Source organism: Aromatoleum toluolicum, from assembly GCF_012911005.2.
Taxonomy (GTDB): Bacteria; Pseudomonadota; Gammaproteobacteria; order Burkholderiales; family Rhodocyclaceae; genus Aromatoleum; species Aromatoleum toluolicum.
Map to the genome: position 1 here is coordinate 78,416 of NZ_WTVS01000007.1, position 20,693 is coordinate 99,108.

Below are 20,693 nucleotides of genomic sequence, written 5' to 3' on the forward strand. Positions count from 1 at the left end.
TCACACGGTCCCCCAAGACTCCCGCGCACTCAACCACGCGGCGAGGTGGGCGGCGATGCGCTCGGCAGCACGGCCATCCCAGTACTCCGGCACGCGACCTCGCTTGCCGCCGCCCTCGAGCAGCGCATCGGCAGCGTCACGCAAGGCCGCGGGATCGATGCCCACCAGCGTGTTCGTTCCTTGCTCCACCGTGATCGGCCGCTCGGTATTCTCTCGAATCGTCAGGCAGGGCACGCCCAGCGCGGTCGTTTCCTCCTGGATCCCGCCCGAATCGGTCAGCACCATCGTCGCCCCGGTCATCAGGCCGAGCATTTCCAGATACCCCTGCGGCGGCAGCACCAGGAAGCCCGGCGCATCGAGTTTGTCCACCATCCCGAACCGCTCGAGATTCGCCCGGGTACGCGGATGCAGCGCAAAAACCAGCGGCAGGCGCCTGCTGATCGTCCGCAGCGCATCGACGATCGGCCCGAGCGTGTCCGGATGATCTACGTTCGACGGCCGGTGCAGCGTCACAACGCCGTATCCGCGCCGCAGGCGCTCCAATCCGAATCCCGCCGCGGTCATCAAATCGGACGCCGAAGGCGCCTTCGCCAGGTTCGCAAGCAGGCTGTCGATCATCACGTTGCCGACAAACACGACCCGCTCAGGCGCAATCCCCTCACGCACCAGATTGGCGTGGGCGCTGCGCTCAGTCGTGTAGAGAACATCCGCGATCTGGTCGGTCAGGACGCGATTGATCTCCTCCGGCATCGTCCGGTCATAGCTGCGCAGGCCGGACTCCACGTGCACGACGGGAATTCCCCGCTTTGACGCGACCAACGCGCAGGCCAGCGTCGAGTTCACATCTCCCACCACGAGGACGGCCCGTGCGCCATGCTCGTCCATCACCGGCTCGAAGCGTTTCATCACCTCTGCCGTCTGCACCGCATGACTAGCCGACCCGACACCAAGATTCACATCCGGCGGCGGCAACTCGAGGTCCGCGAACAGGCGGTCGCTCATCGCCACGTCGTAGTGCTGCCCCGTATGAACCAGCAGCACCGGCACCACGGGCTCATGCGCCTTGAAAGCGCGGATGATCGGCGCCATCTTCATGTAGTTCGGTCGCGCGCCGACCACGCAGATCACGGGGCGAAGGGAGGTCTTAACGTCCACCGGGCGCCCCGCCTTCTCCGTCGTCGCGGCGGACGGCCTGAAGAAGCTGGTTCAGCACATCCAGCGTCGCCGCCATCGACTGCTCCAGACCGGCGATGCGCGCCTCGATGCGCTGCACATCGAAGTTCGCCGCCATCCCCGTCACCCGGTCGGCGAGCGCCCCCGGAACCTGCAAGCGCCGCGGATCGACCGCGCCCGCGGCAAGGGTCGCATGCCCGCTGCCGTTGAGCCCACCGTGCGCCGTTGCGTGGGGGCGCGGTGCGGCGAATTCATCCTTCAACTCACCCACCACCTCCTGCACATGCGCTGCGACGATCGTATGCCGGTCCGCGAGGAAGGCTGCAAGCATCAGGCGGTCGCATAGCGAATTGATACGGCGCGGAATACCGTCCGTATTGGCGTAAATGAGCGCGAATGCGGCATCGTCGAAGCTCGGGTTGCTCTGCCAGCCGACATGGTGAAGGCGGTGCTCGATATAGGCACGTGTTTCGGCTGCATCCATCGGCCCCAGGTGATACGACGCAATCACCCGCTGGCGCAGCTGCTGCATCTGGGGCCCCTGCATGATGTCGCGGAACTCTGGCTGCCCGACCAGGAAGCTCTGAAGAAGGGCATGGTCTTCGAGCTGGAAATTGGACAACATCCGGAGCTCCTCAACCGCCAGCGGGCTCAGGTTCTGCGCCTCGTCGACAATCAGCAACGCACGCTTGCCCCTTGCAGCGAGCGACACGAAGAAGGTCTCGAGGGCCAGCAGGAGGCCCGCCTTGTCGAGACCACGGCTCGGCACGCTGAAAGCCGCGGCGACCATGCGCAGGATGTCATTCTCATCGACCTGCGTGCTCACCAGATTCGCCGCGACCACCTTGTCGGGGTCCAGATGCTCAAGAAGGCTGCGCACCAGCGTCGTCTTGCCCGCCCCGATCTCGCCCGTCACGACGATGAACCCTTCGTTCTGGTGCAGGCCGTACTCCAGATAGGCCATCGCCCGCTTATGTCCGCGGCTGCCGAAGAAGAACGCCGGATCGGGATTCAGCTGAAAGGGCTTGGCGCGGAGCCTGAAATAGGATTCGTACATTCGAGTTCGGCTCAAAAACTCATCGAAATCGTGGCCGTGATCACGTTCTCGATGAAATCGCTCAAGCCCTCGGAACGCTGGTAGCGGTAGGTCAAGCCACCCGAGGTGTTCGGTCCGAACTGCTTCGACAGCGCAAGACTGAACGCTGTCCGCTCGGTCTCGGAGTCATCTGTTCCGCTTCCGGTCGAACGTGAGCGGGTCAAACTCGCGCTCAGCGATGTTTGCGGCGCGAGCCGGTGACTCAGCGCAACCGTCGCAGAGCGCGTCTTCACGTTGTCGAAACGCGAAAAATCGTCCTGCGTGCCCCCCGTCACCTCTGCTCCGAGGCGACTGCGCTCGGACTGCTGCAGCGACAAGGTCAGCACGTCGCGGAGACCGATCAGTGATACGCTCCCGGTCAGGTTGCGCGTCACGAAGCGGGCATTCGACAGGAACATGTCGCGCGGACCGAGAGCCGGGTAACCCAGGAGCCGACGGACCACGGCTTCACGCAGGAAAGGATCGGGAATCGCGCGCTCGAGGGCATCGTAAAGCAGACGAAACTCCGGATCCCGGAATACATCGACGCCCAGCAGTTCGAGCGAGGAGGAGGTGTCCCGCGAATAGGAAAGGTTCCAGTTCGATCGCGCATGGCGGTGGTTGAACTGGAAGTCATAGCCACGACCGAAGAAGCGCTTCTCCGTCGTACCCGAAATCGTCGTCCGCTCGGTCGGATTCCAGTCGAAGCCGCCGCCCACGATAGAGCTGCTGTCGCCGGACGCGGTATCGTAATCATTCCGCTCGTGGCCGACGATTCCGCGCAACCTGAATTGCGGCGTCACCGTCACGAACAGGGTTCCTCGCGCGGTTTCTTCCGATGAACTCCCGGTAGTCCCCGCACGCCCCGAGTCGCTTTCCGAACGACTGTACGACACGCCCCAGCCGACACGCCCGAACTGCACCGGATTTGAGACCTGCGCATTCAGATCGGAATCCCGCCGGTTACCCAGCCCCCCGCCTCCACTCATCCAGCGCGTCATGTAACTGGCCGTGCCGCCCGTTTCCGGCCCCAGCCTGAAGTTCAGCCGAGGTCCGATACCGAACATGCGCGTTTCGTTGTCGCTCGAGATATCCTGGGAATCGCCCGCGGCGCGCCCGAAAAACGCCGAACGGTTATTCCGGCTCATCGATGCGTCCATATCGACGAACAAGGTCTTTTCGACCGCTTCGAATTGCCCATGCCCATTGAGCGCCAGGAAGGTGTCGTTGCGGTCGGATTCGCGCATGTACACGATATTGCGCAGCATGGCGTTCAGGTTGCCCCGCAAACGTCCGCTATCGCGCAGCACGGATACCCCGGGCGCCACCTCTAGGCTCAGGTCGCCGTCCCCACCTTGCCCATCGGCTCCGACGTTGTCCGAGTACGTCATCGTCGCGCTGACGTAGGGCTGAACCAGCAGACTCTGGGCATTCGCCGTATCCGGCGCGGATATCGTCGCCAACGCCAATCCGGCGCAAATGGCCTTGAGGAGCGGATTGAGCTCAGGCAACTGCATCCGGGTGCGCGTCGGAGCCATGAGTCCGTCCGTATCCGTAGCCGTAGCCGTATCCATAGCCATAAATACCCGTTCGCCCCCCCTCCGTCGCCTTGTTGAGGACGAGGAGTTTCACCGGGCAATTCTCGATGGTGGCCAAGGCCTGCTTCACGGCACCGTGCGTCGTCCGCCCCGACTCGACCACCATCACCACCTGCCCCATGTGCGACGCAAGGACGCGCGCCTCGGTGGTGGACAGCAATGGGGGTGAATCGAACACGATGATGCGTTCGGCGTATCGGGTCGCAATTTCCTCCAGCATGTGGGTCATCGAATCCGACGCGATCAGCTCCGTCGAACGCTGATGCGCCATGCCGGCAGGCAGGATCGACAACTTCTCCACATTCGTGCGCAGCATGACTTCCGAAAGGTCGGATACATCTCCGACGAGTACATCCATGAGTCCCTTGCGCGGGGGAAGCCCGAAACGCTGCAGGATCGACGGACGGGCAAAATCGGCATCCACGAGCAGCACCGTATTGTCGAGCTCCATCGCGATGCTCATCGCGAGGTTCATGGCCGTGAACGACTTGCCCTCACCCGGCAATGCGCTCGTCACCATGATCAGGTTGCCGTTCTCGACCGGCGCGGCGCCCCGCCCTTGGGCATTGCGTATCAGCGGGCGCTTCACGACGCGGTACTCTTCCGCAATCGCCGATTGCGGAAAATCGGGAGTGACCATGCCCATCTGCTTCAGGCGAGCAAGGTCGAGAACCACCGCATTGGCCGCCCCTGCACCGGCCCCACCGTCGGGATGCGCGTGTGCGGCCTGATGCGCGCTCGCGGCAATCGGCTCCTGCATTACCGCAGCGCCGTCAGGCTGCACACCAACATCGGACTCCTGCGCCGAACGCTCCTCCGCAACCGCATCCGTCCCGGCAAGATCCTGCTCTGCCCGCTTCAGTTGGTCCAGCCGCTCGACTGCCTTCTCGATCAGACTCATGAAACGATCTCCCTGGTGCGGCTCACGTCTGCAGCCACTTGAGCAGCACGGTCATCGCCCCGACCGCAACGGCGAAACTCGCGACCCCTCCGCCGAACAACATCAAGCGGCGCCGATCCGCCCTTTCCTTCGCAGGATCGGGCAAGAGGGAGATCACCCCAAGCACGGGCAGCCCCGTCACTTCACGCAAGTCACGCGGTTCGACGAAAGCGGGGCGCAACTGCGCGATCAGGAAGGTGACTGCGACGCCCGCAGCCAAGGCCAGGAAACCGGCGAGCGGCATCAACAAGAGTCGGTTCGGCGCAGCCGGCGTGCGCGGCAGGGTGGGCGGATCGATCACGCGGAACTCGGTAATCCCGCCCTGGGCACTCATCTCGACGGACATAGAGGCCGATTCACGCCGCTGCACGAGCGACTCGTAATTTTGCCGATGAACGTTATAGTCCCGATTCAGCTGGGTCTGCTCGGCCTCGATCTTCGGCAACAGCTCCTGCTGCGAGCGCAATTGCGTCAACCTCGAACTCAACTCGGCGAGGCGGGCGCGAAGTGATGCCACCCTGGCGTCGGCCTCCGAAAGGGCCATCTTCAGTTGCTGAAACACGGGATTGGAACCAGGTGCCGCCCCCTGGCCACCCCCAGCCTTGAGCATCGATTCGATTTCCTGCTGCTTTTCGGTTTCAAGCTGCGCGATGACCCGTCGCACCCCGACCACATCCGGATGCTCGTTCGTGTAACGCAGCATCATCTCATCCAGATTCTTCTTCAAGAGCGCCAGGCGCGCGTCCACTTCCGGAACCGACACCATCGACGGATCCGACCGCAGCATCGGATCTTCGACCGCGAGTTGACGCTCGAGCGAACTGCGCGAATTCTCCGCCTCCTTCAGCTCGAGTTCGGCCTCGTTCATGCGATTCGTCAACTCTGCGATCTGCGATACGTAATCCCTTCCCCCATCTCCAAGCAGGGCCATGTTCCGCAAGCGGAATTCCTTGAGCCGATTCTCGGCCTCGGTCAGCTTTACCTCATAATTCGCGATCTGCTCGTCGATGAAGCGACGGGCCGAGCTCGAGTCCTGCTGCTTCCCGACGAGCCCGGACTCGACGAACAGCGACACAAGTGCCTGTACGACCCGCTGTGCGCGCTCCGGCACCTGATCGCGATAAGCCAGCGTGAAAAGGTTGTCCCGCCCCGTACTGCGAATCTCCAGATCGCTCATCAAGGACGAGATCAACGATTCACGCTCGGTTGGGGTACGTATCGTGATGTCCAGATCGGCCATCGAGATCAACTTCTCGACATTCGGATGCGTGATCAGCGTACGACTCAGGATGGCAACTTGCTGATCGACGTTCGGCTGCACCGCAAGGCCGGACATCAATGGACGCAGGACGGACTGCGTATCGACGAAGATCCGGGCCGAAGACTCGAAGCGGTCGGGGATCGAATACACGACAACGCCGCCCACGACGCCCACCAGCCACGTCACCGCGAGCCCCCACCAGCGGAAACGCCACATTCCGCGCAGGTAGCCGTACAACCGGGTCAGGAGCTCTTCCATGAATCTACCTGTAAGTTCGCGCGATCGGGGTCACGCGGATACCGGATGGGGGAAATCGGCAGCAGATCAGAACCAGCTCTGCGGGATGATCAGCACGTCCCCCGGCCGCATCTCGACATTTGCGGAAACATCTCCACGTTTCACGAGATCCTTCAGGCGAACGCTGTACTGCTTGTTCCCCTCGGCTGTGCGCAGGATCGTCGCAGCGTTGCCGTCAGCGAATTCGGTCACGCCACCAACCTTGATCATCACGTCAAGCAGGGTCATTTTCTGCTGATAGGGAAGCGTCTGCGGCTGCGCTGCCTCACCCAGGACGCGGATCTGCTCGCTGTACGGCCCGATGAAGGACGTCACGATCACCGTGACGACCGGCTCGCGGATGAACTTCGACAGCGCCTTCTCGATATCGCGGGCCAGGGTTGACGCATCCTTGCCCAGAGCCGGCAGATCCTCGACCAGCGGCGTCGTGATCTTCCCGTCCGGGCGCACCGGAACGGACATCGAAAGCTCCGGATTCCGCCACACAACGATGTTTATCGTATCGCCCGGCCCTATCACGTAATTGTATTCGGCTTCCGCGGCACCGGCCGGAGCGGGCGGATAGCTCGATGTGGCACAACCGGCCAGCACCCCGAGGAGCAGCGACAGCAAGCACAGGTTGCTGATCCGCGCCCCCAACTTCGATGCACCGAAACTCATGACTGAGGTCTCCCACGTTCGTCGGCGTCGAATAAGCATAGCGAGCCTTCGCACATGCTAGGTGACTTCGGGTGCGTTTCGACAGGAACAATTACACAACCGCTTACAGCACCTCAAGCGCCTCGCCGTTAAAGTCTTCACACCCCGGGACAGATAATTCCCTGCCGCCTATTGACACATCAGGACTTTCACGGAAACGATGAATAGCGCCGCCAGCATTCATGAAACGCGCCCGCAAAGCGCACGCTTCCCGAGAGGGATGATGCACGCCCGCCGCGGCTTGCGCGGAGAAATCCTCCACTCGGATTTCGCCCTGCGACGCAATGGCTACCATCTGCGAATTGTCCCCCCACATGGTCCCCTCCGCGCAGACGTCGACCGCCTGATTCACCGCATGTACTCGTGGCGTGGATTGACACCGTACCAGGGACACGAAACTACGGGACAACCGATCCAGACCACCTTGGTGGCCTGCAGGGGCGATCGCCCGTTCGGAACGCTGACCGTGGGGATGGATGTCGGCGAGGGGCTACTTGCCGACACCCTCTACCGTTCGGAGATCGACTCGATGCGGCATCGAGGCGGACAGGTGTGCGAAGTGACACGGCTGGCGATGGATCCCGAGCACAGCACCCCGGAAGCGATGGCGGCGATCTTCCATCTCGGCTTCATCATCGCCCGACTCGTGCATGGCATGACCGACAGTTTCATCGAGGTACACCCGCGCCATACCTCGTACTACCGCCGCACGCTGGGCTACCGCGTGGCGGGTCCGCACCTCACCTGCCCGCGCGTCGGCGCCCCCGCGGTCCTCATGCACCTGCCGCTGTCACATGCCGAACAGCAAGCCCTGCGCTACGGCGGCAGTGCTCAAACGCACAGCCGAAACCTCTATCAGCTGTTCCTCTCGCCGTCGGAACAGCGTACCGTGCTGGACTCGCTGCATCGCCCACACGCATAACGGCAACGCGGCCCCGGGTGCGGCATCGCCGCGCCGCGAACTGCACCCGGAAAATGAAACGGGCGCCGAAGCGCCCGTCGCGGTCACACGATCCGGCGAGGATCAGAAGTTGTGACGCAGGCCGACACCGAAAGCGGTGTTGTCCAGACCCAGATCCGAACCCAGGAAGCTGTACGCGCCGCCACCGTCATACGCGCCGCCGTTGTCGATCGACACCTTCTGCTTGTCGTTGTCGATCTTGGTCCACTGCGCGTAGACCTTGGTGCGCTTCGACAGGTTGTAGTTGTAGGCCAGAGTGAGCTGGCGGGCACCGGTGTCATCGGTGCTGCTCCAGTCCTGCGCGACGCCGTAGTTCACGTGGAACTCGTTCGCACCGACCGGAACCATCACCGCGGCGCGATAGTAATTGCGCGAATGATCACCGGTCAGACCGCTGATGGCCTGCAGTCCGCCGTTATCCGACTTGCTGCGCTCGGCGAGCGCGCCAACGACAACCGCCTTGAAGTCATACACGGCGGCAAGCGCCAGCATGCTGTCCTTGCTCTTGCCGTCGTCGAAGTTGTAGAAGCGGTTCGTCCGCGCGTAGCCGAAGCCGACGTGCAGCGGGCCGTTGTCGTAGCTCAGCGTCGCCGAGTAGTGCGTCGGGCGGTCGTTGCGCGTCGCGGTGTCGGTCGCCTGCTCGTTCAGGGCCGAATACTGGGCCTCGAAGGTGAAGCCGCCACCGAAGGTCGGGCTCGCGTAGCTGACGGAGTTGCGAACGAAGAAGTTGTCCGGATCGAACGCCTGATACCACAGGAAGGGATCCGACGAGTTGCCGGTGTCGTGGTTGTGCATGCCCAGGTAGTCATGCGTCGCGTAGTACAGCGGGCTGGTGATGTAGCCCAGCTTGACGGTACCCAGGTTGCTCTTCAGGCCGACGAAGGTGTCACGGCTGGCGAGGTTGCCGCCGCCGGAGTCGGAACGGAAGCCGCTTTCGACCTGGAACAGCGCGGACATGCCGTTACCCAGATCCTCGTTGCCGCGGAAACCGATACGGGACGAGTTATTGACCATTTGAGTAACGCTCTTCTCACCCTGGACCTTGGTCTGCTCCAGCGAGGTATTCACGCGACCATAGACGGTCACATTGGTTTGCGCCTGGGCTGCGCCGGCGACACCGATGGCGGCCAGCGCGATGGCCAGCTTCTTGACGTTCAGCATTGATTCGACTCCCCACTCGTAATGGATTGATTGTCGGCTTTCCGCAACAAGGCCGATCCGGAACCCGGATAGGGATCCGCAGCCACGGCGGAGGCACCGGGCGATTATAGGTGCGCACACAGCGGAAGGCAGTGAAAGCGCATCGGTTAGTCACACGACTGTCGCATCGTTGCAACAACATGAACGCAGCGGACATCGGGCATACCAGGCCACGGCAGAACCGCCCCTCGGCACCAAACGGCCGCCCGCATGAACATCGGGCGCGTAGACGAAAAAACGGGCGCCGAAGCGCCCGTTTTTACCAATTCCGAAGTACTCGGAATTAGAAGGTGTGACGCAGGCCGAGACCGAAGCCGGACGGATCGGCGCCGGCATTGCGGCTCGCCATGCCGACCTTGCTCAGATAGAAGTCCGCAGCCGAGTCGCTGTCGTTGTTCAGGCGGGTGTAGTACGCCTTGACCATCGTGCGCTTGCTCAGAGCGTAGGTGTAGCCCAGGGTCCACTGCGAGAACTCGGTGTTGTCGCAAGCGTCGAAGTCGCATGCATCGCCGTCCAGTTCCTGCGAACGGGCATACTGCAGATACACGGCCTGGTTGCCGCCGAACTTCTGCTCAGCGCCGACCATCCACGCGTTGCGCTTGACATCGGTGTCGCCAAGGGCGCTCGAAGCTTCATACTTCGCACGGTCGTACAGGGCCGAAACCGAGGTATTCGACGGGAAGGTGTACTTCACGGCGATACGGGCATCCTTCAGCTCGTCGCTGATGTTGCTGTTGCTCGCCGCACCCAGAACCGAAGTCGCAACCAGGGGATCCTGTGCCACGGCATAACCGGCCGAAACGTAGAGGGGGCCGTTCTCGTAGGCGGCAGCCAGCTGGTACGACTGCGAGTTCACGCCTTCAGCGCCATTCAGGTCCGGCGACACACGATTCTCACCCGCCGAGTATGCGAGTTGAGCGGTGAGGCCGCTGAAGTTCGGGGTCGTGTACATCACGGCGTTGTTGATGCGCTCGTCGATACCGGTCAGAGCAACACCACCGATCGTGCCGTAGGTCGCGGCCTGGAAGCCGATGCCGGTAGCGGCCGGGTTGAAGTCAACCTTGGCGCCAGCGGCACGCATGATGGTGGTCAGCTTGCCGAGTTGCACCTTACCGAAGCCACCTTCCAGCCCGACGAAGGTGTCGCGACCAGCCAGGGTGCCGCCACCCGCGTCAGCGGAGAAGGAGCTTTCGACCTGAAACAGCGCCTTCAGGCCATTGCCCAGGTCTTCGGTGCCGCGGAAGCCGATCAGCGAGCTGTTCGACGTGACGCGGGTGCGACGATCGAGTTCGAACACATCGACGCCGCCGCTCGCCTTAACCGACTCGACGGTCACATCGACGACGCCGTACACGGTGACGTTGGTCTGCGCGAAAACCGGAGCGGACGCCAGGCCAGCGATGGCCAGGGCGATCAGTTTCTTTTGCATGTATTTCTCCTCTAATTGAAGCTGAAGCCGCGGTCGTGACCCCGGCCCGACTTACCTCTCAAGCGAGAAGTTGCCACGATTGTGCTCAACGGGCCGGCAGCGGTGCAAGAATCGTTCGCGTGGAACACCGCAAATGGATAAAAGTTGTTGCATGGGTGCAACAGGGGCTTGATCGTTCAGCCACCTGTACTTGCCGGACCAAGCCCTGTGCCGGCCGGAAGCGCACGCCTGGCGCCGTTTTCCAACGAGAGGCCATCCGCTCCGGATGGCTCGCAGCGGGAATTTCACGTGGACGGCATAGTCGAGCACCGCGTAAGGGAACTCTTCTCCTGCCTTAGCACTCCGAGTCGTTGAGTGCTAAAATCACGCGCATGGAGGAATACCGTACATGAGCCAAGCCCTGTCCTTCCCCGTCCCGTCCGCCGTCGGCAGCATCGATCAGTACATCCAGTCGGTCAATCGCATTCCGATGCTTACGGAGCGCGAGGAGGTCGAACTGGCGACGCGCCTGCGCGACGAAGGCGACGTGGAGGCGGCGCGACGCCTGGTGATGTCGCACCTGCGCCTTGTGGTCGCGATTGCACGCGGCTACCTCGGCTACGGCCTGCCGCATGCGGACCTGATCCAGGAAGGCAACATCGGCCTGATGAAGGCGGTGAAGCGTTTCGACCCGGCGCGCGGCGTGCGCCTGGTGTCGTTCGCGATCCACTGGATCAAGGCCGAGATCCACGAGTACGTGCTGAAGAACTGGCGCCTTGTGAAGGTCGCGACAACGAAGGCGCAGCGCAAGCTGTTCTTCAACCTGCGCAGCCTGAAGCAGGATTCGAGGACCCTGAGTGGCGACGAGGTCCACGCGGTGGCGATGCAGCTGGGCGTGAAGCCCGAGGAAGTCATCGAGATGGAAACGCGCCTGAGCGGGCGCGACATCCCGCTCGAGGGCGACAACGACGACGATGACGAGCGCTTCGCGCCCATCGCCTACCTGCCGGACCCGCATGCGGAGCCACTGGAGGTGCTGGAGCGCGCCGAGCTTGCCCACCTGCAGGACGTCGGATTGCATCAGGCGCTCGCGAGCCTGGACGACCGCAGCCGCGCCATCGTGCAGCGGCGCTGGCTGACGGAAGGCGACAGCGCGACCCTGCACGAGCTCGCGGCGGAGTATGGCGTTTCGGCGGAGCGCATCCGCCAGATCGAGGCGAAGGCCATGCAGAAGATGCGCGGGCTACTCACGGTCTGAGCAGCTTTTCTCCCCCGCACGCGAACGGCAGCGTCAGGCTGCCGTTTTCATTTTCCGGCCAGCAAGGTGCGGATGTCCGCGACGATGTTGTCCGCGGTCTCGCCGTGCTTCACGTAGAGGCGAACCCGTCCCTTGGGATCGAAGACGTAGGTTCCGGTCGAGTGGTCGACGGTGTAGTTGGTGCCGGACGTGTCGCCGCTCTTCTGGTAGAAGACGCGGAATTCCTTGGCCACCGCGGTGGTCTGGGCGGCGTCGCCGCGCAGCGCAATGAAGTGCGGGTCGAACACGGGAATGTATTGCGCGAGGAGTTGCTGCGTGTCGCGTTCGGGGTCGACGGTGACGAACAGGACCTGCAGGCGCTCCGCATCGGGGCCGAGCTGGCGCATGACTTCGGCCATGGTCGCAAGATTCGTCGGACACACGTCCGGGCACTGCGTATAGCCGAAGAACAGCGTGACGACCTTGCCGCGGAAATCGGAAAGCGTGCGCTGTGCGCCGTTGTGATCGGACAGCGCGAGTCCCTTGCCGTAGTCGGCGCCGGTGATGTCGGTGGCGCGGAACGCGGTCGTGGCAGAGGGGTTGGAGCAGGCTGCGAGGGTGGCGACTGCGAGCGTTGCGGCGACGATCAGGGCGCGGAGCATCTTTCCTGGGACCGGGACATGGAGGGGATCAGAAACGCAGGTAATGATCCGCCAGCAGGGCCGCGAAGAGCAAGAACAGATACAGGATGGAGAAGCGGAAGGCGCGTCGTGCGCGGGCGTCGCTGTAGTCGACGTACAGGCGCCAAGCGTGTCCGAGGTAGCAGCCGCCGAGCGCAATCGCGGCGACGAGGTAGGGGATGCCGCTCATGCGCGTCGCGAACGGCAGCAGCGTGACGCCGAAGAGGATGCATGTATACAGCAACACCGAGAGCCGCGTGAATTCGGGGCCGTGGGTGACCGGCAGCATCGGCAGCCCGGCGCGTGCGTAGTCGGCACTGCGGTAGAGCGCGAGGGACCAGAAGTGCGGCGGAGTCCAGGCGAAGATGATGAGGAAGAGGAGCAGCGCGTCGGCGCTAACGTCGCCGGTGACGGAAGCCCAGCCGAGCACCGGGGGCATGGCGCCGGAGGCGCCGCCGATGACGATGTTTTGTGGCGTGCGCGGCTTGAGGAAGATGGTGTAAACCACCGCATAGCCGACGAAGGTCGCGAGCGTGAGCCACATCGTCAGCGGGTTGACGAGCTGGTGCAGGATCAGGAGGCCGCTGCCGCCGAGCGCGACGGCGAAGGCGAGCGTCTCGCGCGGCGTGAGCTCGCCGCGCGGCAGGGGGCGTCCGCGGGTGCGGCTCATGCGCGCATCGATGCGCATTTCGATGAGGCAGTTCATCGCCGCGGCGGCACCCGCGACGCAGGCGATGCCGACGGTGGCGGCGAGCACGATGACGGGCGACGGCAAGCCGTCGGGGACGGCGAGGAACATGCCGATGATGGCGCAAAACACGATCAGGGAATTCACCCGCGGCTTCGTCAGCACGTAGAAGGCGTGCAGGCGCGCCGTCGCGACGTGGGAATCAGCGACGTGAGAATCAGGCGTAAGAATTTTCGCGGCCCGCATGACCTGCCCTCCTCTGCGCAGCCATTGCGGGACTGCGGGCTCCGCGCAGGCTGCGGTTGATCCAGACCATCACGATGACGAGCGCCGCAGCGCCGGCGTTGTGCGCGACCGCGAGCGGCAGCGGAAGACTGAGCACGACGTTGGCGATACCGAGGGCGAGCTGGGCGGCGAGTGCGGCCAGCAGGACGGCACCGAAACGGCGCGTCACGGAGCGGCGCAGCAGTGCGCAGGCCAGCGCGATCAGTACCACGCCGGCAATCACTGCGCCGACGCGATGCGACCAGTGGATCGCGGTGAGTGCCGCCAGCGGGAGCACTTCGCCGTCGGCGGTCATGCCGAGCTCGCGCACGACATGGAAGGCATTCGCGTAGTCGGCCGCCGGCCACAGGCTGCCCTGACAGGTGGGTACGTCGGTGCAGGCGAGCGCTGCGTAGTTGGTGCTCGTCCAGCCCCCGAGCGCAATCTGTACCGCAAGCAGCGCGAAGGCCGCGCGCGCAAGGATGATGAGGCCGCGCGGAACCTCGATCCGCGCCGGCGCATGGACATGCAAGGCAAGCCAGGCGAGCAGCGCCAGGGTCGTGAGCCCGCCGAGGAGGTGGGCCGTGACGATGGCCGGCTTGAGCAGCAGCGTGACGGTCCATTTGCCGAGCAGCCCCTGGAAGATCACGATGCCGACTAGGGCTGCGGCGAGCCGCGGGGCGACGCCCGGGGTGCCGCGGTGCCGCCAGGCGAGGAGCGCGATGGCGACGATGAGGAGCCCCAGGCTGGCGGCGAGGTAGCGGTGGATCATCTCCTTCCACGCCTTCGGGAGGCTGACCGGCCCTTGAGGGTCGGCGGCGTGGGTTCCGCGGATCGCGTCCGCGGCGTGATGCGGGCTGAGCTGGCCGTAGCAGCCCGGCCAGTCGGGGCAGCCCAGGCCGGCGTCGGATAGGCGGACGTAGGCGCCGAAGACGACGACGAGCGTCGTGAGCGCGAGCGCGAGCAGAATCAGGCGGCGGTAGGCGGTCATCGTGCGGTGCGCTCTTCGGTGACGGGGGCCGAACGAGCCGGGGGAGACAACTGCGCCCGCCCGAGCGCCGAATACTTGAGCAGGCGCTGCAGATCCTTGATGACGCGTCGCGGCTCGGCGTTCTCGGGGAAGCGCATCATCACGCTGCCGCGCGGATCGACCAGATAGACGTGGCGCTCCCGCTCGGCGGCAGGCAGGTGCGCGAGCCATGCCGGGCTGGCGCGGGCGAGGCGCAGCCCGTCGTGGGCCGCGAGCAGCTCGCCAGCCGGCATCGCGGCGTCGGAAATCAGCCACAGGCGCGCGACGCGCTCCATCTCTTCGCCCTGCGCGAGACGGGACTGGCGCATCAGGTACAGGGAATCCGCGCAGGCGCTATCGCACGTGCCGGATGCGGCGAACAGCAGGGTCCAGCGGCCCTCGAGTTCCTCGCGCGCGACATCGGGCTGGCCAGCGACGCCCGGCAGCACCGCGTCGGGCAGGGATGCGGGCACGAGCAGCTCGCCGTAGTTGGCCCGCCCTTTCGGCTGCCAGACGTAGTAGGCGAAATACGAGGCGACGACGGGCAGCACGCAGACGAAGGCGAGCAGCGCCAGCGTACGGCGTCCGGCGCGGGTGCGCGCGATGCCGTCGTCGGGCGCGGGTGCAGGCTCAGAGATGCTTGCGGTGGTCATGCCGGGGACTCCGGAAAGCGTTCCACAGGTACCGCAGGGTGAGCGCGGTCGCGAGGGCCGCGAGGGCGTACCACTGGAGGGCGTAGCCGCGGTGGCGCTCGATGCCGGCATCGGGCTCGGGCCAGCTGCGGATCAGGCCGTCGTCGGCGGGGCTGGTCTGCTGCACGTAGAAGTCGGCCACCGCCAGTCGCGTTTCGCTGCGGTAGCGGGCGAGATCGAGCGCCTGCCAGACGCTGCCCGAGGGGGCGTCGGCGGCGAGCATGAAGGGTTTTTCTTCGGGATGGCGCACGCGGCCGGTGACGACGGTCGCGCCGGGCGGGTTGGCGATCCGGGGGGGCGGCTGCGAGCGGTCGGCACCCGCGCCGATCCAGCCGCGGTTGACCAGCACGACGGCCCCCTGCCCTGTGAGCTGCAGCGGCGTAAAGACGTGGTAGCCGGCGCGCCCCTCGTGAACGCGGTTGTCGATCAGGATGCTGCGCCCGGGGAGCCATTCGCCATGGAGTTCGACGCTTTGCCACTCGGACAGGGCCGTCGCGTCGAGAGGCTGGGCGGGGCGATCGGCCGCGGCACGGTATTCGGCTTGCAGTTCGGCCTTTTCCGCGGCGCGACGTGTCTGCCAGTTGCCCAGCTGCAGCGTGAGCAGCGCAAGCGCCACGCCCGCGAGCAGCGGCACGGGATGCAGACGGGCGTGACGACGCAGGCTCATTCGCAGCGGCCGCTTACAGCAGGTAGACGACGACGAACAGCAGCAGCCATACGACGTCGACGAAGTGCCAGTACCACGCGGCGGCCTCGAAGCCGAAGTGGCTGTCGGGGGTGAAATGTCCGGCCAGCGCGCGGCCGAGCATCACCGTGAGCATGATTGCGCCGACCGTGACGTGCAGGCCGTGGAAGCCGGTGAGGAGATAGAAGGTGGAGCCGTAGATGCCGGTGTCGAGGCGCAGGTTGAGTTCGGCGTAGGCGTGGCGGTATTCGTAGATCTGCAGGCTGAGGAAGAGGACGCCGAGCAGGATGGTGACGAGCAGGCCGAGCTTGAGCTGGGTGCGCTTGTCGTGGCGCAGGCCGTGGTGCGCCCAGGTGAGGGTGGCGCCGGAGCTGAGCAGGATCAGGGTGTTGAGTGCGGGGATGCCCCAGGCGCCCATCGGCGTGAAGGGGTCGGGCTTGTCGGGGCCGGCCGTGGGCCAGCCGCCGGCGAAGCCCTGCCACAGCAGTTCCATGGTGTCGCCGGTCGCGAGCCAGGGGACGGAGAGGACGCGGGCGTAGAACAGCGCACCGAAGAAGGCGGCGAAGAACATGACTTCGGAGAAGATGAACCAGCTCATCGACCAGCGGAAGGAGCGGTCGACCTTGCGCCCGTACTTGCCGCCTTCGGACTCGTGCACGACCTGACCGAACCAGCCGAACAGCATGAAGACGAGGATCGCGATGCCGAGAAAGAAGAGCCACGGCCCGGCCTTGACGCCGTTGAGCCACATCGCGGCACCGCTGCCGAAGAGCAGCAGCGCGATCGAGCCGAAGATGGGGTACTTCGAGGGTTCGGGTACGAAGTATTTTTCGAAGGTGTGCGTCATGTCCGTCCTCCCTCCTGTCCAATCCCTATGAACCGACCACCATCCGCACGACGGCGACGATGGTGAGCACGAACGCGAGGCCCGCGAGCAGTGCGGCAACGACGACCGCGCGCGGGTCGAGCGAACGGGAATCGTGTTCGTAGTCGTGGCGGCGCCGTATGCCGATGAAGGACCACAGCACGGCGCGCAGGGTCGCGAGGAAGCCGGCGCGCGGCGGTGTGGCGGAATCGTTGCGGGGCGGCGCGGGGCGCGGATCTTCGTTCAGCATGGCGATCACGAACGGCCTCCCGCGCCGTCACCGGCAATGCGGCGCCCGGCTATTTCAAAGAACGTGTAGGAGAGGGTGATGACCGTGACGTCCGCGGGCAGGCCGGGATCGACGACGAAGGCGACGGGCATTGTGCGTTTTTCGCCGGCGGCCAGCGTCTGCTTGGCAAAGCAGAAGCATTCGAGCTTGCGGAAGTACTGGCCGGCGACTTGCGGGCCGTAGCTGGGGACGGCTTGGCCGGTGACGGGTTCGCTGCGGGTGTTGGACACTTCGTAGGCGACGGTGGCGAGTTCGCCGGGATGGACGCTGATCTGGGTCTGCAGCGGGCGGAATTGCCACGGCAGGTCGTGGATGTTGGCGTCGAACTGGACCGTGACGGTGCGCGTGAGGTCGATCTGAGTGTTGGCGGCGGTGTCGGGTTTGAGCAGGTTGTTGATGCCGGTGACTTCGCAGATCTTTTCGTAGAAGGGCACGAGCAGGAAGCCGAAACCGAACATGACGACGGCCGCGACGGCGAGGCGCACGAGCAGGCGGCGGTTTTCCGCGGCGATGCGGCTTGGCGCACTCATGGGGTGAGCCCCTTGAACTTGAACAGCGCCATGAGGAAGAACAGCAGCGCGACGACCGCCAGCAGGAGGGCGGTGCGGCGGTTCGCGGCGCGGCGGGCGGGGTCGTCGCTGTGGGTCATCACGGGATCGGGCTCGTCCATGTCGGGAGCAGCCCTGACGCCGTGAGCTGCGAACCGCGCCGCGCCGGGTATTCGCGCCGCCGGCTGCGGAACTCGCCCTGCGGGCTCAGATAGTCCTCGCCGGCTCTGCGAACACCCGGCACGTCGCTCGCGTCGGTACCGGCTCGACGGTCGATCATGGAAAGGCGATTCATCTCACCACCGGCGCTTCTTCGAAGGTGTGGTGCGGCGCGGGCGACGGGACCGTCCATTCCAGCCCTTCGGCACCTTCCCAAGCGCGTGCCGAGGCCTTTTCGCCGCCGCGCACACACTTCACGACCGCGACGAGGAAGATGAGCTGCGAGAGGCCGAAGCCGAAGGCGCCGATCGAGGCCATCATGTTGAAATCGGCGAACTGCAGCGCGTAGTCGGGGATGCGGCGCGGCATGCCGGCGAGCCCGAGGAAGTGCATCGGGAAGAAGGTGATGTTGAAGAAGACGATCGAGCACCAGAAGTGCAGCTTGCCGATGCGCTCGTCGGGCATGTGGCCGGTCCACTTCGGCAGCCAGTAGTAGGCGCCGGCGAAGAGCGCGAAGAGGCTGCCGGCGACGAGCACATAGTGGAAGTGGGCGACGACGTAGTAGGTGTCCTGCACCTGGATGTCGATCGGGGCAATGGCGCAGATGAGCCCGGTGAAGCCGCCCATCGTGAACACGAAGATGAAGCCGACTGCCCACAGCATCGGCGTCTCGAAGGTCATCGAGCCGCGCCACATCGTCGCGATCCAGTTGAACACCTTCACACCGGTGGGCACGGCGATGAGCATCGTCGCGTACATGAAGAAGAGCTGGCCGGCCGCGGGCATGCCGGTGGTGAACATGTGGTGAGCCCACACGCTGAAGGAGAGGATCGCGATCGATGCGGTGGCGTACACCATCGATGCATAGCCGAACAGCGGCTTGCGCGCGAAGGTGGGGATGATCTGGCTGACGATGCCGAAGGCCGGGAGGATCATGATGTAGACCTCCGGGTGGCCGAAGAACCAGAAGATATGCTGGTACATCACCGGGTCGCCGCCGCCGGCGGCGCTGAAGAAGCTGGTGCCGAAATGGCGGTCGGTGAGCACCATGGTCACGGCGCCGGCGAGCACCGGCATCACGGCGATCAGCAGGTAGGCGGTGATGAGCCAGGTCCAGCAGAAGAGCGGCATCTTCATCATCGTCATGCCGGGTGCGCGCATGTTGAGGATGGTCACGACGATGTTGATCGCGCCCATGATGGAGCTCACGCCCATGATGTGGATCGCGAAGATCGCGAGATCCATGCCCATGCCCATCTGCACGGAGAGCGGCGCGTAGAGCGTCCAGCCCGCGGCGGTGGCGCCGCCGGGGACGAAGAAGGAGCCGATCAGCAGGATCGCGGCCGGCGGCAGGAGCCAGAAGCTCCAGTTGTTCATGCGCGCGAAGGCCATGTCGCACGCGCCGATCATCAGCGGGATCTGCCAGTTTGCGAAGCCGACGAAGGCGGGCATGATGGCGCCGAACACCATCACGAGGCCGTGCATGGTCGTGAGCTGGTTGAAGAACTCGGGCTGCACGACCTGCAGGCCGGGCTGGAACAGCTCCGCGCGGATCGTCAGCGCCATCACGCCCCCCGAGAGGAACATGATGAAGCTGAAGATCAGGTACATCGTGCCGATGTCCTTGTGATTGGTCGTCGTGATCCAGCGCATCAGGCCGGTGGGGCCGTGGTGCTCGCCGTGCAGGTGATCGGGCATTACCGCCGCCATGCTGCCTCCTTGACGATTCAAGCGTTCAGGCGTTCCGTGGCTTCACTTGCCCCGCGCCGCCGCGATCTGCGCGGGCTGGATGGCTTCGCCGGTCTTGTTGCTCCAGGTGTTGCGCGTGTAGGTGATGACGGCCGCGATGTCGGCGTCGGACAGCAGCGCACCGAACGCAGCCATCGGCGTGCCGGGACGTCCCTTCAGCACGACGTCGATCTGCGCGGCCGCTTCGCCGAGTACGACCTTCGAGCCGTCGAGCGGCGGGAAGGCGGGCGGCAGGCCCTTGCCGTCGGCCTGATGGCAGGCGACGCAGTTCGCCGCGAAGACCTTGACGCCGTGCTCGACGAGCTCGGCGAGCGCCCATTCGCGAGCCCCCGCGCTCGCTGCGGCGGCCATCGCGGCCTGCCGGTCGGCGACCCACTTGCCGTAGGCCTCCTGCGACACGACATGCACTTCGATGGGCATGAAGCCGTGGTCCTTGCCGCACAGCTCGGCGCAGTTGCCGCGGTAGACACCTTCCTGGTCGGCGCGGAACCATGCGTCGCGGATGAAGCCGGGGATGGCGTCCTGCTTGACGCCAAAGGCCGGCAGCCACCACGAATGGATCACGTCGGCGGCGGTCATCAGCACGCGGATTTTCTTGCCGACCGGGACGACGACGGGGTTGTCGACCTCGACCAGATAATGCTCGCCCTTGGCGGCCTTGCCGTCGACCTGCTCGCGCGGGGTCGACAGGTTGGACACGAAGCGGATGCCCTGCCCTTTGCCCTGCAGGTAGTCGTAACCCCACTTCCACTGGTAGCCGGTGGCCTTGATCGTGATGTCGGGGTCGCGCGTGTCCTTCATCTCCAGCACCGTCCGGGTCGCCGGCCAGGCCATGCCGAGGAGGATGAGGATAGGGATGACGGTCCAGGCGATCTCGACCGCGGTGTTCTCGTGGAAGTGGGCGGCGACCGCGCCTTTGGACTTGCGGTGGTGGATCACCGCCCAGAACATCACGCCGAAGACGATCACGAAGATGAACAGGCAAATCAGCAACATGAGCGTGTGCATGTCGTAGATCTGCGCGGCGATGCCGGTGGCAGGGGGCTGTAGGTTGTAGCGGCTTTGGGCCTGGAGGGCCGGCGCGGTAATCACGAGGGATACGGCGACTGCATGACGACCGGCAAGACTCATGTCCCAACCCCCATCGAATGCGGCGGCTCCCGCGAGCCGTATTTCAGCGAATACGAATTGATCATGCCATAGCGGGTTCTCCGGT

General features: G+C 64.8%; 23 protein-coding genes. 2 read left to right on the forward strand and 21 right to left on the reverse strand.

Annotated elements, in window-relative coordinates; genetic code table 11:
• The 7 genes from wecB to GPA27_RS05100 form a co-directional block, all read right to left on the reverse strand.
• Nucleotides 1–1,095 (reverse strand): non-hydrolyzing UDP-N-acetylglucosamine 2-epimerase, encoded by a 1,095-nt coding sequence (gene wecB / locus GPA27_RS05070; protein WP_169138303.1) that lies wholly within the window; start codon nucleotides 1,093–1,095, stop codon nucleotides 1–3.
• Between the two features lie 49 nt (nucleotides 1,096–1,144).
• On the reverse strand, nucleotides 1,145–2,230 hold the full coding sequence (locus GPA27_RS05075; protein ID WP_169138233.1) for an XrtA/PEP-CTERM system-associated ATPase: 1,086 nt from the start codon (nucleotides 2,228–2,230) through the stop codon (nucleotides 1,145–1,147).
• A gap of 11 nt (nucleotides 2,231–2,241) precedes the next feature.
• The gene (locus tag GPA27_RS05080) at nucleotides 2,242–3,786 is read right to left on the reverse strand and encodes a TIGR03016 family PEP-CTERM system-associated outer membrane protein (protein ID WP_169138235.1); all 1,545 of its coding nucleotides are present in this window, start codon (nucleotides 3,784–3,786) and stop codon (nucleotides 2,242–2,244) included.
• A complete protein-coding gene (locus GPA27_RS05085; protein ID WP_169138237.1) occupies nucleotides 3,752–4,747 on the reverse strand; it encodes an XrtA-associated tyrosine autokinase in 996 nt (331 codons plus the stop codon). The genes GPA27_RS05080 and GPA27_RS05085 overlap by 35 nt, the downstream gene beginning before the upstream one ends.
• A gap of 22 nt (nucleotides 4,748–4,769) precedes the next feature.
• Nucleotides 4,770–6,305, reverse strand: a complete 1,536-nt coding sequence (locus GPA27_RS05090; protein WP_169138239.1) for an XrtA system polysaccharide chain length determinant — start codon at nucleotides 6,303–6,305, stop codon at nucleotides 4,770–4,772.
• A 66-nt stretch (nucleotides 6,306–6,371) separates the two neighbouring features.
• Entirely contained in the window at nucleotides 6,372–7,004 is a 633-nt protein-coding gene (locus GPA27_RS05095) for an XrtA/PEP-CTERM system exopolysaccharide export protein (RefSeq protein ID WP_211164835.1), read from the reverse strand.
• Between the two features lie 103 nt (nucleotides 7,005–7,107).
• Nucleotides 7,108–7,395, reverse strand: coding sequence for a hypothetical protein (locus GPA27_RS05100; RefSeq protein ID WP_169138243.1), 288 nt, complete (start codon nucleotides 7,393–7,395; stop codon nucleotides 7,108–7,110).
• A 3-nt stretch (nucleotides 7,396–7,398) separates the two neighbouring features.
• Between GPA27_RS05100 and GPA27_RS05105 the strand changes: the two genes are divergently transcribed.
• Nucleotides 7,399–7,965, forward strand: coding sequence for an N-acyl amino acid synthase FeeM domain-containing protein (locus tag GPA27_RS05105; protein WP_373322722.1), 567 nt, complete (start codon nucleotides 7,399–7,401; stop codon nucleotides 7,963–7,965).
• Between the two features lie 102 nt (nucleotides 7,966–8,067).
• Here the strand turns inward: GPA27_RS05105 and GPA27_RS05110 are convergent, their stop codons facing one another.
• Nucleotides 8,068–9,165, reverse strand: coding sequence for a porin (locus tag GPA27_RS05110; RefSeq protein ID WP_169138247.1), 1,098 nt, complete (start codon nucleotides 9,163–9,165; stop codon nucleotides 8,068–8,070).
• A 322-nt stretch (nucleotides 9,166–9,487) separates the two neighbouring features.
• On the reverse strand, nucleotides 9,488–10,633 hold the full coding sequence (locus GPA27_RS05115) for a porin (protein ID WP_169138249.1): 1,146 nt from the start codon (nucleotides 10,631–10,633) through the stop codon (nucleotides 9,488–9,490).
• A gap of 388 nt (nucleotides 10,634–11,021) precedes the next feature.
• On the opposite strand from GPA27_RS05115, the gene rpoH reads away from it, so the two are divergent.
• Nucleotides 11,022–11,870: an RNA polymerase sigma factor RpoH gene (gene rpoH / locus GPA27_RS05120; protein WP_169138251.1), complete on the forward strand. Its 849-nt coding sequence runs from the start codon at nucleotides 11,022–11,024 to the stop codon at nucleotides 11,868–11,870.
• Nucleotides 11,871–11,917: 47 nt separating this feature from the next.
• On the opposite strand, the gene GPA27_RS05125 is transcribed toward rpoH, so the two are convergent.
• Genes GPA27_RS05125 through coxB form a run of 12 tightly spaced genes read right to left on the reverse strand, consistent with a single transcriptional unit; the run spans nucleotide 11,918 to nucleotide 20,608 of the window.
• Nucleotides 11,918–12,511 carry an SCO family protein gene (locus GPA27_RS05125; protein WP_169138253.1) on the reverse strand — a complete coding sequence of 198 codons (594 nt, stop codon included), beginning with the start codon at nucleotides 12,509–12,511 and terminating at the stop codon, nucleotides 11,918–11,920.
• Nucleotides 12,512–12,539: 28 nt separating this feature from the next.
• Nucleotides 12,540–13,463 (reverse strand): heme o synthase, encoded by a 924-nt coding sequence (gene cyoE / locus GPA27_RS05130; RefSeq protein ID WP_169138254.1) that lies wholly within the window; start codon nucleotides 13,461–13,463, stop codon nucleotides 12,540–12,542.
• Entirely contained in the window at nucleotides 13,435–14,472 is a 1,038-nt protein-coding gene (locus GPA27_RS05135; protein WP_169138255.1) for a COX15/CtaA family protein, read from the reverse strand. Before GPA27_RS05135 ends, cyoE begins: the two co-directional genes overlap by 29 nt.
• Nucleotides 14,469–15,143, reverse strand: a complete 675-nt coding sequence (locus GPA27_RS05140; RefSeq protein WP_169138256.1) for an SCO family protein — start codon at nucleotides 15,141–15,143, stop codon at nucleotides 14,469–14,471. The genes GPA27_RS05135 and GPA27_RS05140 overlap by 4 nt, the downstream gene beginning before the upstream one ends.
• A complete protein-coding gene (locus GPA27_RS05145; protein WP_169138257.1) occupies nucleotides 15,121–15,849 on the reverse strand; it encodes an SURF1 family protein in 729 nt (242 codons plus the stop codon). The genes GPA27_RS05140 and GPA27_RS05145 overlap by 23 nt, the downstream gene beginning before the upstream one ends.
• Nucleotides 15,850–15,862: 13 nt before the next feature.
• Nucleotides 15,863–16,714 (reverse strand): cytochrome c oxidase subunit 3, encoded by an 852-nt coding sequence (locus GPA27_RS05150; protein WP_169138258.1) that lies wholly within the window; start codon nucleotides 16,712–16,714, stop codon nucleotides 15,863–15,865.
• A 25-nt stretch (nucleotides 16,715–16,739) separates the two neighbouring features.
• Nucleotides 16,740–16,982: a DUF2970 domain-containing protein gene (locus GPA27_RS05155; RefSeq protein WP_169138304.1), complete on the reverse strand. Its 243-nt coding sequence runs from the start codon at nucleotides 16,980–16,982 to the stop codon at nucleotides 16,740–16,742.
• A gap of 5 nt (nucleotides 16,983–16,987) precedes the next feature.
• Nucleotides 16,988–17,551, reverse strand: a complete 564-nt coding sequence (locus GPA27_RS05160; RefSeq protein WP_169138259.1) for a cytochrome c oxidase assembly protein — start codon at nucleotides 17,549–17,551, stop codon at nucleotides 16,988–16,990.
• Nucleotides 17,548–17,673 (reverse strand): cytochrome oxidase small assembly protein, encoded by a 126-nt coding sequence (locus GPA27_RS05165; protein WP_211164836.1) that lies wholly within the window; start codon nucleotides 17,671–17,673, stop codon nucleotides 17,548–17,550. The genes GPA27_RS05160 and GPA27_RS05165 overlap by 4 nt, the downstream gene beginning before the upstream one ends.
• The gene (locus GPA27_RS05170; protein WP_169138260.1) at nucleotides 17,670–17,849 is read right to left on the reverse strand and encodes a hypothetical protein; all 180 of its coding nucleotides are present in this window, start codon (nucleotides 17,847–17,849) and stop codon (nucleotides 17,670–17,672) included. Before GPA27_RS05170 ends, GPA27_RS05165 begins: the two co-directional genes overlap by 4 nt.
• An 11-nt stretch (nucleotides 17,850–17,860) precedes the next feature.
• The gene (gene ctaD, locus GPA27_RS05175) at nucleotides 17,861–19,438 is read right to left on the reverse strand and encodes a cytochrome c oxidase subunit I (RefSeq protein ID WP_169138261.1); all 1,578 of its coding nucleotides are present in this window, start codon (nucleotides 19,436–19,438) and stop codon (nucleotides 17,861–17,863) included.
• Nucleotides 19,439–19,480: 42 nt separating this feature from the next.
• Nucleotides 19,481–20,608 carry a cytochrome c oxidase subunit II gene (gene coxB, locus GPA27_RS05180; RefSeq protein ID WP_169138263.1) on the reverse strand — a complete coding sequence of 376 codons (1,128 nt, stop codon included), beginning with the start codon at nucleotides 20,606–20,608 and terminating at the stop codon, nucleotides 19,481–19,483.
• Between the last annotated feature and the right edge of the window lie 85 nt (nucleotides 20,609–20,693).